This window comes from Bradyrhizobium hipponense, from assembly GCF_008123965.1.
GTDB lineage: Bacteria > Pseudomonadota > Alphaproteobacteria > Rhizobiales > Xanthobacteraceae > Bradyrhizobium > Bradyrhizobium hipponense.
Map to the genome: position 1 here is coordinate 1 of NZ_VSTH01000105.1, position 14,879 is coordinate 14,879.

Consider the following 14,879-nt stretch of genomic DNA (forward strand, 5'->3'; position numbering starts at 1 on the left):
AAGTTTGCAAGGAATCCCCTCCCGCACACCCGATTTCCGGCAAACTCGATTGCCTCAGTGGGCAGTTTCCGGATTCTAAATCAACGACTTGGGAATTCTTCACGGACGACTTCTTCACGAAGCCAAGAAGTCCAAATGCGGTGCCGTCACTCCAGAATGCCGGTCCGGCGCTCATTTCCGCTCAATACGCTTATTGCCGGCCCGCTCAGGAATCTCGCTGCAAAACTGTACTTGATCGCTAGCGAGCGAGCCTGCGCCCTCTGCCCCCGCCTGCACACCCTCTGCCGCGGCCTGCACACGGTCAAGGCTAAACGTTCTACCTCGGGGGCGCTTCTACTTGGCCGAACTCGGGAATCTTCGCCAAACCGACTGATGGCGGCTCAAACGTACCGATTGCCCGAATGTCAGGAAGGCGCCCGTCAGAAGGTGCGGGGAAGGCAACATGCGGCTTCAACCATTGTCCCGATTTAGATTCAGCTTGTGTTTGTTTTGGTATACGCCGATCCGCTTCTTTGCTCGATCGATGACGTCGCCGAAGTGGAGCAGCTCAAAATAGGTCTCGCCCAGGGTTGACGACTACGAGGGCCCAAAAAAGGGAGCTCGATTGAACGATCCCTGGCCGACTGAAAACGGTGTCCACGACCCGCTCAAACGCAGCGGATGACCATGTCGCGATAAGATAACTGTAAAATTGCCTCAGCCCGCCTCCCGATTTCGCTGCAAGCAAATAAGCGTACTCTGAAAGGTCGCTGACATGTTCGTCATCGACACTCCGGAGGCCTTGAATTCGACCATAATGGCTGAGCCTTCTTTGCTGAACAGAGCAATGTCTGGCCGCTTGTCGCCATCGCCCGCTTGGCAAGCAGATTTTGGAACTCCTGGTCGATGGTCACTTTGGAAGTATTTTTGCTGTCATCCCATGACCGCACCCAGATCACCGCGCAGCTTACTCAGGCCGTCTATGTTAGTCGGTCCGGAAAATATCTGCTGATTCGCCAGGGTGCGAAGCTGATCGGCAAAGACGACAGCTCTGTCGCGTTCGGCCAGAGCCGCATCCTCTTGGGGACCCGCGTCATCATGCCCGGCGGCCACTCGATTGTGCTGGAACGCCAACCCGGCGCCTGCGGCAGCAGCCGCTGAGCTGGCGAGAGACCGTCCGAGGCGCTTCCTCAGACGGGGCGGTTTTCGCTTCTGTTCTTCACCGGCTGCATTTTAGCCAGGCCGTCCTCGTATGAGATGTCCGTGTATGATCCATCGATGTCCTTGGCCGCGTCGAGCAAGTAGTCGAGTCTACCGGCGGTACCCAGCTTCTTGATGTCATTCTTCTCGACGCCGGCGAAGTCCATCATCTCTTTCCACACCGTTGATTCGTCGCAAGGCAGAATGCGGAAGGTGATGTCGCCTATCTTGGTGCGGTACTTCGCGAGCAGATCAATGTTGTTGCAGAAGATGAAATAGCTGCCTTCGGGACTCAGCCTGCCGTCCAGCACCTTTGCGGCCTCAGGTAGATACGCAAACGAATGCAGATATCCGGCAAGAACTGCAATGGTCGGTTCGCCCTCCTGCGCGATTGCGAGAACTTGTTCGATAGAATAGTCGGGCGGTCGTTTTTCGTCGGCGAGCTGGGCTTGAAATTTCAGCGCGATGTCGCCTCGAAATCCAAATCGTCCCGACTTTGTTGTTTCGCTCTTAAGCACCGCATTCAGCAAGCGCCCCTGCCTGTCCAACGGGCCAAGAGCGGTGTTGTCGATCGACGTCATGGAGCCTCCTCATCAGAGTGTGGTGTGCATGCGTCGCCCAATGCGACGTGTCCGCTACCCTTATGCAAGTTGTTTGCCGTCCCGCTATATCTGCGGCGACGTAGAGCGTAAGCGGCGGCTTGGCCCAATGTGCATGGATAGGTGCCGACACAATACGATTTCTTGGCCGAATGACGTCCGGACGTGGCAAATCCGCCTGTCGGAAAGCCGACGTCGCAAATCGAACGTTGGGCTCCTGCAAAACGAACTGATTTCAGCTGCATCTCAACTGGCATGGGATTTGCGAATCGTGCCTTGCGACAAGACTTGAGAGCGAGCCAGAGATGATCAACCTAACGGATAGCGCTATAAGCGTACTGAAGGCTGCAATCGCCTCGACGACGCAGGCCGCAAGCGGTTTGCGGATTATGGTCGAAGGCGGCGGCTGTCAAGGGTTCACATACAAGATGGATCTTGCTCATGAGCCGAGCTCCGAGGAGACCGTGTTCGAACAAGGCGGGGTTAAAGTCTTCGTCGATAACGCGAGCCGAGCGCATCTGAGCGGCACCACGATCGATTTCGTGGTGTCGCTCGAAGGATCAGGATTTCGCTTCGACAACCCAAATGCCAACTCGAGCTGCTCCTGCGGCAAATCGTGCAGGTGAGCCGCGTTCGGACCATTTCGCAATGGAAGAACATCGAACATGGGCCTGAAGGATGAGCCAACGAACCAGTCTTTGACTGTTGAGCCTTCGATCGCGAGCGGATTATCCGCGCCGTGCTCGATGAGTGCGGCCGAGTCCCGCTCCCGGCTCCAAAGTAGGACGTTAAGTGCAGAGGGGAGAGCCCGTGCGGCCGATCTACCTGGACAACAACGCGACGACCCGTGCAGATCCTTTGGTGGTCGCGGCAATGCTGCCGTTCTTCTCTGCGCATTTCGGCAATGCGTCGTCCGCGCATGCATTCGGCACTGAGGTTGCGCCCGCATTGAAACAGGCGCGCCAGAAGCTGCAGGCCCTGATTGGCGCGGCATTCGATCATGAGATCGTCTTCACCTCGGGCGCGACTGAATCCGACAACACAGCGATCCTGTCCGCACTCGCCGTGCAGGAGGGACGCGACGAGATCGTCACGACCGCCGTTGAGCATCCGTCCGTGCTGTCCCTTATCAAGGAACTGGGCCGACGAGGAATCAAGACCCATCTGATTCCGGTCGATGCAAGCGGCAGATTGGATATCGAGGCTTATCGCAACGCATTGTCAAAGCGCACGTCGATCGTCTCGGTCATGTGGGCCAATAACGAAACCGGTACCATTTTTCCGGTGAAATCCCTCGCCAAGATGGCGCGCTCGGTCGGCGCGATCTTTCACACCGACGCGGTCCAAGCGGTCGGGCGGATTCCGATCGACCTGAAGACTACGGATATCGACATGCTGTCGCTCTCTGGCCATAAGCTCCATGGCCCGAAGGGAATCGGCGCCCTGTACGTGCGCAAGGGAGTCGAGTTACGGCCGTTGATCTTCGGCGGCCCACAGGAGCGGCGTCGCCGCGCTGGTACCCAAAACGTTCCGGGTATTGTTGGGCTCGGCAAGGCGGCCGAACTCGCTGCGGCACACCTCGTACAAGAGCAGATGCAGATTGGCGTCCTTCGCGATCGGCTGGAGCAAGGCATTCTCGCGCTCGGCTGTTGCATGGTGCTTGGTGAAATCAAGAACCGTTTGCCAAATACGTCGAACATTGCCTTTGAGCATCTCGAAGCAGAGGCTATCGTGCACCAGCTCAACCGCAACGGAATTGCCGTCTCACTCGGTTCAGCCTGCGCGTCCGGCTCGATGGAGCCATCCCATGTCCTGCGCGCGATGAGAGTACCACCGGCCTTTTTGCGCGGTGCGGTTCGCTTCTCGCTGTCGCGCGAGACGGCGCCGGATGAGATCGACCGTGTCCTGCAAGTCCTGCCGGACATCACTGCCAAACAGAGAGCCTTGTGGCGTGCGTGTCAGGAGCGCGCGGGCGAGAGCTCACAACGTGCGGAGCTCCTATGAAGGTCATGATTCGCCGTTCGCCCGAGACGGGCCTTTCGATTTATGTGCCCAAGAAGGATCTTGAGGAGCCGATTGTCGAATGGGAGCACGAGACGCTGTGGGGTGGTTGGATCAGAATCGCGAACGGCTGGGTGCTCGACCTACCCGCGATGGCGAGTGACACCACCCTACCAATCACTATCAACGCCAAGAAGCGCGGCGGCGAAGCAACCGAATGATGAATGCTGCGGTTCCACAAAACCTCGCCAACCGGCGGATGCGGAAGCTATTCTCGGCGGGGCGGTCCGGCACCTGCGAGGAACGCGACACCATTCCCTGGCTTGGGCCTGGCGCGACCGAGCGTACTGATCACTCCGGAAGCCCTCGTAGCGTTCTTCGCAACCAAGATCGCAGCGCGGTGCCAAAGGCAATCTGGGCCTGAGCTCAGCACTGAGGCGCCGGGCCAGCGATGGCGTTGATCGGGGAGGCCTTCGACGCCCCCTTGCGCCCACATCGCCAGCCCGCTCGTTGTATTCCGCGCGTCTTCACTGCGTCAGGCCAACCGGCTGTAACTCCGCAACATTCAGTTTCGAGAGGGTTGAATCTCGCGCCGGGCCAGGTCGTAAGCTTAAAAATCGTGATGCGACGTCCGCCATGCAAATCCTTGAACCATCAAACAAAGAGCCTCGACGAACTCGCGAAGTGGAAGGCCAACGCCCTCCGCGCCTGATGATGATCCCTATCTATGGTTGGAACAGATCGAAGGCGCGCGGGCGCTGAACTTCGGGAAGCGGCAGAATAGCAGAACGCTGGAGGTGTTTGGCGGACCGGCAGCCGAACGAGACAGAGATGCGCTGACCGCGATTTACGACCGGCCCGACAATATCCCCTATGTCGGCGCGGCGGGTGTCTCTACAACCTATGGAAGGACGCCAACAATCCACGCGGCCTCTGGCCGCGAGAGTATCGCAGGCCGAACCCATCATGGGAGATCCTGCTCGAGCTCGATCAACTCGCCGTCAGCGAAGGCGAGGACCGGCTTCTGAACGCCACGCCCGCACCGCCAGGAAATCATTCGCGGTGGATCTTGAGTCTATCGCGCGGCGGAAGCGATGCCGTGACTTTGCGTGAATTCGACACTGACACGAAGCTCTTCATCGACGATGGCTTTATCTTGCCCGAAGCAAAGGTAGCGGCGTATGGCTCGATTCTGATACGCTGGTGTTGTTAAGCTCTCAAGGCGACGGCATGGCCGCGACCACCGGCTATGCGCGCACCGTGAGGCTGTGGCGGCGTGGCACGCATGTTGACAAGCGGCAGTGATCTTTGAGACCAGGGCCGCTCATGTGTCAGTGGGTTGCAGTGTTGACGACACTGTCGTGCCGCCCAGGATCTGGTTCCTCGATGCGACAGACGTCTCCAATTGTGTGGTCTGGCTCGGCGATGAAACGGGCGCCAAGACGAGGCTCGATCTGCCAAGTAACATCTGGATGCAGTCGCACCGCAACTGGCTTGCCCTGAAGCCGCGCGAATCCTGGTCTGTGGCAGGGCAGACCTATGCCGCGGACATGGTAATCGTCATCTCGCTGCCGGTGTTTCTGGCGGGCAGCCGCCAGTTCGAGGTTCTCTTCGAGCCGGGCCCGCGCCGTGCGCTGCAGAGCTTCTTTTGGAGTGCGGGCAAGCTCGTGCCTTGTATTCTCGACGAACTCCGGCCAGTCTTCGAGATCTGCACGCCATCCGATAATGGCTGGAACCGCGAGCGATTGGGCGGGCTTCCTGATCTTGGCTCGTCGACATCTGGTCTCTCGATCACGATCCGTCCGAGAGCAATGGCGACTTGCTGGCCCACGTCGAGGATCCGCTCACCCCGCCGTCCCTCATCCTGATGGAGCGGGGCGTTGCCAGTGCCGCCGTGCTGAAGCAGGCGAAGAAGACGCTTGCCGCGGAGCACTGCGTGGTCACGCGGCATGAGGCTATCTCGATCGACGGTGAGCGAATTCCCCATTTACAGACCGGCCCGGTCAGACAGACCGACAACGGGCCGGTACGTAGGAGCCCGCGTGATCGGTAACGGGGCTGCTTCTCGTCTGCATCTACTAAGGCTCGCTGCATCAAGTTGTCCTTCAAAGCGTCCGGAAAGTCTTTTGCGGATTGTGCTTTGCACAGGCGTCACATTTTGACGACAAGATCAACTTTCAACGACGCCACCCGCCTGCTTTTTGCCAAGGGCATAGGTGAAGCAGCCAACCCGTCGTCAAAACAACGCTGCCAGCGCTCTTGTGATCGCAATCTCTGTCAGCTTTCCAACATGAGTTGTAAAACTGACATTCGAGCGGGCGTTACCTAACTACTTGAAGCGAACCGCAAAAGTCATTTGTGGCAGGCATGGCACGCCAGTTGCTCTTGGCTTTTCAGAAACGACTCTGGGGATGATTGCCGGAAGAGTTCGGCTTGCGAATAGAATTGGAAAAATGAGTACTTCAGCGCAACACCAGGTGTCCTGCGACGGCGGCGAGATCAACGAGACCATGCAAGCGGTCACTAAGCACAAGGGCTGCGGTACGATCGGCGGCAGCGGGAAGGCGAGCTGCGGATCTCAGGCCGGCATCGGCCATCTGCCAAATGAGATCTGGGAAAAGGTGAAGAACCATCCCTGCTACAGCGAGGAGGCGCACCACCATTATGCCCGCATGCATGTCGCGGTTGCACCCGCCTGCAATATCCAGTGCAATTACTGCAATCGTAAATACGATTGCGCCAACGAATCGCGCCCCGGCATTGTCAGCGAGAAGTTGACGCCGGAGCAGGCCGCCAAGAAGGTGCTGGCGGTCGCTTCCGCGATCCCTCAGATGAGCGTGGTCGGCGTTGCCGGCCCTGGCGATCCGCTAGCGAATCCGGACAAGACATTCAAGACGTTCGAGCTTGTGAACAAGCTCGCGCCAGGTATCAAGCTGTGCCTCTCGACGAACGGTCTTGCGCTAGCCGATCATGTCGACACGATCGCAAGACTCAAGATCGATCACGTGACGATCACGATCAACATGATCGATCCCGAAATTGGTGCAAAGATCTATCCTTGGATCTTTTACCGCCATAAGCGCTACACCGGCGTTGAAGCTGCAAGCATCCTCAGCAATCGGCAGCTCCAGGGCGTGGAGATGCTCACCGCGCGCGGCATCCTATGCAAAGTCAACTCGGTGATGATTCCCGGGATTAACGATCAGCATCTGGTTGAGGTTAACAAGGCTGTGAAGTCGCGCGGGGCCTTCCTGCATAATGTGATGCCGCTGATATCGTCGCCCGAGCACGGCACCGTGTTCGGTCTCAGGGGGCAACGCGGCCCGACCGCACAGGAAGTGACAGCGTTGCAGGATAGCTGCGAAAGCAAGATGAACATGATGCGCCATTGTCGCCAGTGCCGAGCCGACGCCGTCGGACTGCTCGGAGAGGACCGCGGCTCGGAGTTCACCATGGAAAAGATCATGGCGATGGACATCAAATACGACGAGCAGCCCCGAAAGGAGTATCAGGCCAAAGTCGAGAAGGCGCGCATCACAAAGCTTGCGGCCAAGCAGGAGGAGCTTGCGGGGCTCGCCAGCGCTTCCAGCGAAATCAAGGTGCTGGTGGCGGTTGCAACCAAGGGGTCGGGATTGATCAACCAGCACTTCGGTCATGCCAAGGAGTTCCAGATCTACGAGCTCTCGACTTCAGGCGCGAAATTCGTTGGTCATCGTCCTATCCATCCCTATTGCCAGGGCGGCCATGGCGAGGACAGCAAGCTCGAAATCGCCATCGGCGCCATCAAGGATTGCCTCGCCGTATTCGTGTCAAAGATCGGCGGCTGCCCGAAGGCCGAATTGATCAAGGCCGGCATCGAGCCGGTCGATCAGTACGCCTGCGAGTTCATCGATGCCTCGGCGATCGCCTGGTTCAAACTCTATCTCGATAAAGTCAATGAGGGGAAGGTCAAGCACGTTGAGCGGGTCGATCCGGCCCGCCACAATGCGCTGATTTCCGCCGCCTGAAGGATGGGTTCAGACAATGCCGTTCAAGATCATCGCCTCGCAATGCACGGGCTGTTCAGCGTGCGAAACGCAATGCCCGAACCTCGCTATCTCCGAGGTAGCCGGCGCTTTCCTGATCGATTCTGAGAAATGCACCGAGTGCGCCGGCTACTTTGACGAACCGCAATGCGTGGCGGTTTGCCCGGTTGACTACACATGCGTGCTCGACACGGCGCTGCCGCGTTATCAGAAGCCTGCCTGAGGGCCACGATGGATGCCACTACGACACTAGCGGTTCAGAAACTCGGGCGGATCATGCTCCGCCTTGACGAGCCGCCGGCCGCGGCTGTCGCCCTCCCAAACCGGGTGGACGGCTCGCCCTGGTCGCCGAGGTGCCAGTTGCCAAGCCATATTGTGGCGACGCGAACGTCGGCGGGACTGCGTCAAGCTATTCCTGCCGGCCGGAAGGCCGCGGTCTTGAGCGTCGAGGATCGATTTCGCCGATGGGTCCACCAAGAGCGGACCCGTCTTCCGCGATATCAATCCAGTCACCTGGGGCCATCATTGAACATGCGACATTCATGCCGGAGGTCTTCTTCAGTCGGTCATCCGAGCGAAACGAGAGCGTCCTCATCGAGTCCTGTGTTGGTCGCACGGTGTCGAGCCTCGCAGGGCGGCAAGGTTATCCTATCACCTCGATGAAGATGCAGAAAATCAACCTGTGCCAAGCCAAGGCGGTCGTGATGCGGAGATGATTTTGCTGCCGACCGGCGCGGTCGTGCCACGAAGCCCGAATTCGGCTGCTATGAGAGCGCCTCGCGTGCGTCTTCCTGTTCTCGCTCAAGGCTTGTTGCCCACTTGGAGATGCGTCTCGGGCAACTCGAGGAAGGACGGCGGCAGTCGAGAGACTGCTGGGGGCAGTCCCGCGCACAAGATTGGCGCCAAGGTTTGTGAGGCACGCTCAAGCGGATGGGCGAGACCATGAGTGATGTCATCCACGATGCCCTCAGTTGCCGGGGCAATCAGGTCGATTGTGCCGGCTGCGCGTCTCGCGCTGAACCGCACTGCTTGCTGCCGGCTCAAGCTCGTTGCGTCAACGACGGACTCGCGTGCAGCATCGGCGGCTTCCTCAACATCAATCATAGGCTCGCGGCTCAAGCATCCGCTTTTGGGTGCGGGCGTTGATGTTGACGCACCGTCATCCCGGTTGGCTCATCCAATACGTGGTCGCAAGCCGCGCCGCGGTGCGGGAATCGACGGAGTTGATCGAGGATCACGATAGGGCGGTTCGTAACTCCGGGCGCTCGCGAGGCGCGGTACAGTTGAAGCATGGAACGGGGACGGCAGCATGAGCAACATCGCCCGGGATAGTGACATCGTCGAGTTGACGGACACGCCCTTCTTTGATTATGGCGACAAGGTGCGGGCCAACCGCACCATCCGCAACGACGGCACCTATGTGGGCAAGGAGATCGGTGAGGTTCTGGTCAAGAAAGGCGAGCTTGGCTATGTCGTCTCGATCGGCACGTTCCTGCAACAATTTTATATCTATGGGGTCGAATTCCTCGAATCCGGCTATCGCGTCGGCATGAAATGCAAAGAGCTTGATCTAGTCACGCGAAGCCGCGGAGCCGAGGACCCCTTCTTGCCAGGAGCAGCACCCCGATGATCGAACCAAGGTTGCCAAAATACCGATCAGGCCAACGTGTCAAGGCGGCAATCGATCTGCTCAACGACGGTTCCTTTCCCAACGCGTCGGCGGAAGAGTGTCTGGTCAGCGTAGGGCGCATTGGTGAGATCGTCCAGGTCGGTCGCCATACGGAAGCGAACCTACCCATCTATATGGTCGACTTCGGCAAGCAGTTGGTGGTTGGCTGCCTCGAGGCAGAAATCTCCGCAGTCCAGAACATCGCGCAATGAACGCCGCAATCAACAGACGACATCATTCCGGATTGCCTGCGCATCCCAACGAGCTCGACCGGTGGCGGATCGCGCGCGCGCTGACGAGGCGCGAGCGCTACCGATATGTCCCGCCAAAGGTGACAGGGGTTGCCGGCGGCTATCTTGTCGAGAGCCCGTGCTGCTCAGGCAATATCGATGCGCCGGGAGGCCTCGTCGACGTCGCGCTGTTGCACCACGATAGGACTGGGGCAGCATGGCAGCTGTTCCGCAAAGATCACAGCAAGGGCGTCTGGGAGTGGCATTCGACCCATCAACGGCTTGACTTGGCGACAGCGGTTCTGAACGCCGACCCTGAACGTTTGTTCTGGCAATAAGGATTGTGGAGATGGTGCTCGCAGCAGGTGAATTGACGAACATCGAGCAGACGCTCGCCACTATTGATACAGCGTCTGAGCCCTGCCTGATGCTCCGGCAGAAATTTCCACATCTCGCCTGGATCTGTTGCGAGGCTTCCGACATGACGCAGACACCGTTCCGCCGGGTTGGACAGTTCGACCTGCATCTGCTCGACAGTGGCGGTCACTGTGCACAGATTACGAATGATCCGCAGCGCGCCACCGGCATTGTGCTGGCCAAGCGCTCTGGCAAGTCATGATTAAGCAATCGCCTGCCGGTGCCAAACTCACCCACGACGGCAGGCCCGCAGGTTGTTTGCCATGCGGTAGTGACCAGCCCGTGGAATCACGACGCTCGTTCGTCGGCTCCATGAGACGGGGGCAAGCGATCGTTCTCGCAGCGGAATTGCCTGGGTATCTCAACGTGGCTAATCAGATCAAGAATGCTGCGGCAGATCAAATTAGGACGGGCGAGCCGTGCTCGATCAGCTGACGAGGATCTGGCATCGCAAGATTTGCCTTTGTGAGTACTTTCACTTAAAGCCGCTGGCCTTCGGAAAATAGGACAAGACGTTTGTTCTTCGCGCGGTGACGCCGGGCACTCGCCGTGGCGGCCGGTTGATGATGCGCGCGCAAGTGAGGCAGTGCGAGTGTCCCGGCCGATCCAGCGCTACTCCATCAATACTGGCGCCTGGAAATACCATTCTACGAAATGTCTTGGTGAGCTGAGGTCGGAGCATTCAAGCAAGAAGCGCTTTTCGAGTTGTCTTTCGAAGACGCGTCAAGCGTCCCTTATCTATGGCTTGCTTCCATGTTGAAGCTGGGTAACGTGCATGTCGAGAATCGGTTTGTCACGCAGATAAACATCCAGGGAGGACAAATTCGCGTGTAGTTCCAGTTCTTATCTCGAAGAGAAAAATCCGCTTGAATAGTTGTCGATCACCATTGATATGGTAATGGGATGCAGTTGCGTCTACGCCAAAAACAAGGCGCTACAGGCAAATGTGCAAAACGAAATCGGAGAACATCACGTGGCAAAAGCCGCCAAGCGCAAAGAGTATAGTAAGGATGACGTCAAGCTGCTCAAAGAGCACTCAAAGGCCCGCACCCCTGTAGCTAGGGTTTCAAAGCTGATGAAGCGATCCGAGGGGTCTCTACGACAGAAAGCACGTACCTTGGGGATTGGCTTGGGTCACCAGCGCTGAGATATGGTTCAATTTTCGGAAATTGACAGGCGTGATCGAGCCGGCCAGGCGGATTACGACCGCCGGGCCAGCTGATCGTTTCAGGTCCCTGCGTCCGAGGGTCAGCTCGCGCGATGAGCGAGCTGACCGGTCTGCCGATAGACCGGCCCACTTGGCCTAGACCTCATCGATTGTCATGGTTTCAATCAGCGACCGATAAAGGCGCATCTGTGAATATAGATCTACCACCCGGAAATGCGGTCCGCGAGCGTGCCGGCGGATCATCAGCTCGGCCGGCAGACGTCGTTCGGCGCTGAGCTGTCTCTCGCTGCTAGGGTCTGTACCTAAATAGCGCCACGTGAGTCTCTTGCCTCCGTGTTCTTGATTCGGGGGCGAGCGAATGCGCGCGGGTTTGTTTTGGTTGAATGACAGGCAATGGGCTCGTATCGAACCTCATCTGCCGACGGGACTAACGGGGCCGGATCGGGAGACGACCGGCGCATCTTCAGCGGTATTGTTCACATGCTGCAATCGGGTGCGCGATGGCGTGATTGTCCGCGCGAATACGGTCCTTACACGATGATCTACAATCGCTTCAATCGCTGGGCCAAGCGCGAACGATGGTGCGCAATCTTTCAAGCACTGGCCAAACCTGGCAAAGATGCCGTCGTGCTGTCGCTCGACTCGACTTCGATCAAAGCTCATCGGTGTGCCTCCGGCGGAAAAGGGGAGCACAATCAGGCAATCGGCCGCTCGCGGGGAGGCCGTACGACAAAAGTCCATGCGCTGAGCGATCCGCTCTGCCGACCGGGTCGTCCTGCATCTGACCCAGGTCAGGATGCCGACATCGCTGCCGCGCCCGATGTTCTGGCGCTCGCACCGACCATGAGCGCGCTTCTCGCAGACAAAGGGTACGACGGGGACAACCTTCGCGCCGAAATCGCTGGTCCCGGCGCCAAGCCCGTCATTCCCAATAAATCCAACCGTGTCGTCATCCACCGCTTCAACAAACGCGCCTACAAAGGCCGAAATGTCATCGAACGCTGCTTTTGCCGGCTCAAGGACTTCCGCCGCATCGCCACATGATACGACAAGCTCGCCCGGAATTTCTTAGCCGCTGTTCAGCTCGCCGCTCTCGTCGCATATTGGCTCAATTGAGTCTGTACCCTAGTTTGCTGTAAGCGCGGCATGGACCGTGAAATCCTCTTGCAGCGGTTGGCGGTGCAAGTCTCCCAGGGCGCCGCGCGCATTGCCAAAAAGGAATTGCCTTCAACCCGGATCAAGTCCGTGTGGCAAGGTCCGGATGCGTCAGCCTCTCGATCCTTGTCAGCTTTCTGACAGCGGTGCACAAAGCTGTGAGATTCAAAACACCGTGCGCCGTTTGCGCATCGCGAACTGTTTCAAAGCACAATTAGGCGCTTAGTGCGCGCGAGGAGCGCTGGCACGGCCCTTGCTGTATCTCGCCGTAGGGCAATAGGCGCCAATCAGTGCGATGCTCAAATCCAAATGGAGAAAAGTGAATGCGTAAACTAATAATCGGCGTCCTCGCGCTGTTCATTTCAAACACTACCGCGTTCGCCGGCTCCGGGGCCATCGCATACTCCAAACCAGATGACGTGGTCGGTGTCTCGCACGGGTGTAGATCACAAAAGCACGCTAAACGGTGGGCCCTGCTCGACTGTCGCCGCAAGGGCGGCTCGGATTGCCAAATCGAAACTTACGAAAGCAACGCTTGCGCCGCCGTTGCCATAGGCAATGGACGCCGGCTGGGACGCGCGTGGTGGTCCCACCCACTTGGTGAATTTGAAGAGGAGCTATCGCAACAAGGCGCGCTGGCCGGATGCAATGAGACCGGCGACGAGGACTGCAAACTGCGGGCCTGGGTTTGCCACTAAGGCCCCTCAGTAAGCCAAGGGCCCTAAGGAAGGAGGTCAGGCGAACCCAAATTCGTAGCAGACATATCCAGCCGAATCCCGCGACTGAAGAGAGTTCTGTGCGTCAAGTTCAGCAAAATCGATCATGGGATCCGGCCGAGCCATCCCCTCGGAGCCGCCGTCGCTCGCCTCACCCAGAAGCGCAGCAGGCGAGCGACGGCGGCGGAGAGGGGTGGCGTCCATCCCTTTGGTGGGCCCGAGCATCGTCAGGCCGCCTGGCGTAACGCCTCCTTCTTATGGTCCTTCAACAGATCCATGTTCAGCTAGCGACGGTCCGCGAGCCAAGGCTCATGGCGTTCGACGGTCAACGCACGGACGAGCCGTAGACAGCTCTCGCCATTGGGGAAGATACGCACTATATAGGTGCGTCGCCTGATCCCTCGTTGAGCCGCTCCAGCATGTTGGTCGACTTCATGTGCTTGCGGTGTGCCAGCGGCAAGCGGAAGTGGGTGTCCGCCATCCATCGCCGTCCCGCGCCACAACCCAGATCCGACGCTCCTGCTGTCTCCACGCCCAACGATCTCTCGGCCTATTAGCTGCACCGCTGCCGCACGCTTGGCCCCCAGGATGCCGAAGATCCGCATTGCCAGGCGGTCTGGGAGGAGAACCGCGCGCGCTTCTTCGGCAGGCCGGCGCCGCGTGCCGCAACGGGCCGCGCCGGCTACACCGTCGACGACGAACGCTGCGGAGGGGAGATAACGATGAACAACGTCGGCGTCATCGACACCTTCCTCAACACCTTCACCACCTATATCGATTCAGGCTTCGGCCTGATCCAAGGCGAGATCACTTCTCTCGCCTCGACGCTGATCGTCATCGACATCACCTTGGCCTGCCTGTTCTGGGCGTGGGGCGCCGACGAAGGCATCCTCCAGCGGCTGGTGAAGAAGACGCTCTACATCGGATTCTTCGCCTTCAACACTCTGTCGGGCGTCATCTTCAATAGCTTCGCCGGCCTTGGCCTGAAGGCCGGCGGCTCCTCCATCTCGACAGCCGATTTCCTGCGGCCCGGCCGGCTTGCGCAGGTCGGTCTCGACGCGGGGCACCCACTGCCAGATGATGGGCTTCACCAGCTTCTTTGCGAACTTCGTCCAGGTTGCGGTGCTGATGGTGTCCTGGCTCCTGGTCCTGATCGCTTATTCATTCTGGCGGTGAAGCTATTCGTCACGTTGATCGAGTTCAAGCTGACAACGCTCGCGGGCTTCATCCTCTTTCCCTTCGCCCTCTTCAACAAGACTGCCTTTCTCGCCGAGAAGGTGCTGGGCAATGTCGTCGCCTCCGTGAAGGTGATGGTGCTCGCTGTCATCGTCGACATCGGCACCGGACTGTCTCGCAGTTCACCACCACCTATGGCGGCTGCCAGCCGTCGATCGAGCAGACGTTCTGTCGTGCTCGCCGCACTCGCCATGCTCGGCCCCGGTGCCGGGCATCGCTAACGGTCTGTTCTCCGGCGCGCCGCAGCTTGGCGCGGGCGCTGCTGTCGGAACTAGCCTCGCCGTCGCCGGCGCGGCGATGGCGGGCGGCGCTTCGCTCGCTCTCGCCGGAAGGGGAGCGATGGCGGCCGCCGCGCGTGGTGGTGCGGCGATGGCGGAAGGCGTGTCCTCCCCCTACAGCCTCGCCTCGGCCGGTCGGTCCAGCGCGGGCCGTGTTGCGTCCGGCTTTAGCGGCGCGGGTCGTGCGGCGGCCAGCGCTGTCGCCG

At 59.1% G+C, this 14,879-nt stretch carries 15 protein-coding genes and 4 pseudogenes; 17 read left to right on the forward strand and 2 right to left on the reverse strand.

Annotation, left to right across the window (positions count from 1 at the left end; genetic code table 11):
• Together FXV83_RS43560 and FXV83_RS28765 are read left to right on the forward strand one after the other, a co-directional pair.
• The coding region (locus FXV83_RS43560) for a hypothetical protein (RefSeq protein ID WP_210250768.1) at positions 1-242 on the forward strand (242 nt) is incomplete at its 5' end.
• Positions 243-930: 688 nt separating this feature from the next.
• Positions 931-1,122, forward strand: a pseudogene (locus FXV83_RS28765) (TrbI/VirB10 family protein); the annotation flags it as partial.
• Between the two features lie 47 nt (positions 1,123-1,169).
• On the opposite strand, the gene FXV83_RS28770 reads toward FXV83_RS28765, so the two are convergent.
• Positions 1,170-1,760, reverse strand: coding sequence for a hypothetical protein (locus FXV83_RS28770; RefSeq protein ID WP_148742986.1), 591 nt, complete (start codon positions 1,758-1,760; stop codon positions 1,170-1,172).
• 323 nt (positions 1,761-2,083) lie between these two features.
• Here FXV83_RS28770 and FXV83_RS28775 point away from each other — a divergent pair, with 323 nt between their 5' ends.
• The 13 genes and pseudogenes from FXV83_RS28775 (at position 2,084) to FXV83_RS28835 (ending at position 13,141) form a co-directional block, all read left to right on the forward strand.
• Positions 2,084-2,404, forward strand: a complete 321-nt coding sequence (locus FXV83_RS28775) for a HesB/IscA family protein (RefSeq protein ID WP_148742987.1) — start codon at positions 2,084-2,086, stop codon at positions 2,402-2,404.
• Positions 2,405-2,588: 184 nt separating this feature from the next.
• Positions 2,589-3,782 (forward strand): cysteine desulfurase NifS, encoded by a 1,194-nt coding sequence (nifS, locus tag FXV83_RS28780; protein ID WP_148742988.1) that lies wholly within the window; start codon positions 2,589-2,591, stop codon positions 3,780-3,782.
• Entirely contained in the window at positions 3,779-4,000 is a 222-nt protein-coding gene (gene nifT, locus FXV83_RS28785; RefSeq protein WP_148742989.1) for a putative nitrogen fixation protein NifT, read from the forward strand. The genes nifS and nifT overlap by 4 nt, the downstream gene beginning before the upstream one ends.
• 1,080 nt (positions 4,001-5,080) lie before the next feature.
• Positions 5,081-5,647, forward strand: coding sequence for a hypothetical protein (locus FXV83_RS45510; protein WP_430648955.1), 567 nt, complete (start codon positions 5,081-5,083; stop codon positions 5,645-5,647).
• A gap of 585 nt (positions 5,648-6,232) precedes the next feature.
• On the forward strand, positions 6,233-7,786 hold the full coding sequence (nifB, locus tag FXV83_RS28795) for a nitrogenase cofactor biosynthesis protein NifB (RefSeq protein WP_148742990.1): 1,554 nt from the start codon (positions 6,233-6,235) through the stop codon (positions 7,784-7,786).
• A 16-nt stretch (positions 7,787-7,802) separates the two neighbouring features.
• Positions 7,803-8,027, forward strand: coding sequence for a 4Fe-4S binding protein (locus FXV83_RS28800; protein ID WP_148742991.1), 225 nt, complete (start codon positions 7,803-7,805; stop codon positions 8,025-8,027).
• Between the two features lie 1,086 nt (positions 8,028-9,113).
• Positions 9,114-9,434, forward strand: a complete 321-nt coding sequence (locus FXV83_RS28805; protein ID WP_148742992.1) for a nitrogen fixation protein NifZ — start codon at positions 9,114-9,116, stop codon at positions 9,432-9,434.
• Positions 9,431-9,685: a nitrogen fixation protein NifZ gene (locus FXV83_RS28810; protein WP_148742993.1), complete on the forward strand. Its 255-nt coding sequence runs from the start codon at positions 9,431-9,433 to the stop codon at positions 9,683-9,685. Before FXV83_RS28805 ends, FXV83_RS28810 begins: the two co-directional genes overlap by 4 nt.
• Complete coding sequence (locus tag FXV83_RS28815) at positions 9,682-10,041, forward strand: DUF3024 domain-containing protein (RefSeq protein WP_148742994.1); 360 nt, start codon at positions 9,682-9,684, stop codon at positions 10,039-10,041. Before FXV83_RS28810 ends, FXV83_RS28815 begins: the two co-directional genes overlap by 4 nt.
• Positions 10,042-10,052: 11 nt before the next feature.
• Positions 10,053-10,322 (forward strand): DUF6129 family protein, encoded by a 270-nt coding sequence (locus tag FXV83_RS28820; RefSeq protein WP_187436231.1) that lies wholly within the window; start codon positions 10,053-10,055, stop codon positions 10,320-10,322.
• Positions 10,323-10,994: 672 nt separating this feature from the next.
• Positions 10,995-11,267 (forward strand): hypothetical protein, encoded by a 273-nt coding sequence (locus tag FXV83_RS28825; RefSeq protein ID WP_148742995.1) that lies wholly within the window; start codon positions 10,995-10,997, stop codon positions 11,265-11,267.
• 360 nt (positions 11,268-11,627) lie between these two features.
• Positions 11,628-12,404, forward strand: a pseudogene (locus FXV83_RS28830) (IS5 family transposase).
• Between the two features lie 362 nt (positions 12,405-12,766).
• The gene (locus FXV83_RS28835; RefSeq protein ID WP_148742996.1) at positions 12,767-13,141 is read left to right on the forward strand and encodes a DUF4189 domain-containing protein; all 375 of its coding nucleotides are present in this window, start codon (positions 12,767-12,769) and stop codon (positions 13,139-13,141) included.
• Between the two features lie 302 nt (positions 13,142-13,443).
• Here FXV83_RS28835 and FXV83_RS28840 read toward each other — a convergent pair.
• Positions 13,444-13,631: pseudogene (locus FXV83_RS28840) on the reverse strand (transposase); the annotation flags it as partial.
• A gap of 85 nt (positions 13,632-13,716) precedes the next feature.
• Between FXV83_RS28840 and FXV83_RS44340 the strand changes: the two are divergent.
• Together FXV83_RS44340 and trbL are read left to right on the forward strand one after the other, a co-directional pair.
• Positions 13,717-13,776 (forward strand): annotated as a pseudogene (locus FXV83_RS44340) (putative entry exclusion protein TrbK-alt); the annotation flags it as partial.
• Positions 13,777-13,881: 105 nt separating this feature from the next.
• Entirely contained in the window at positions 13,882-14,616 is a 735-nt protein-coding gene (gene trbL / locus FXV83_RS28850; RefSeq protein WP_148742997.1) for a P-type conjugative transfer protein TrbL, read from the forward strand.
• Positions 14,617-14,879: the final 263 nt, after the last annotated feature.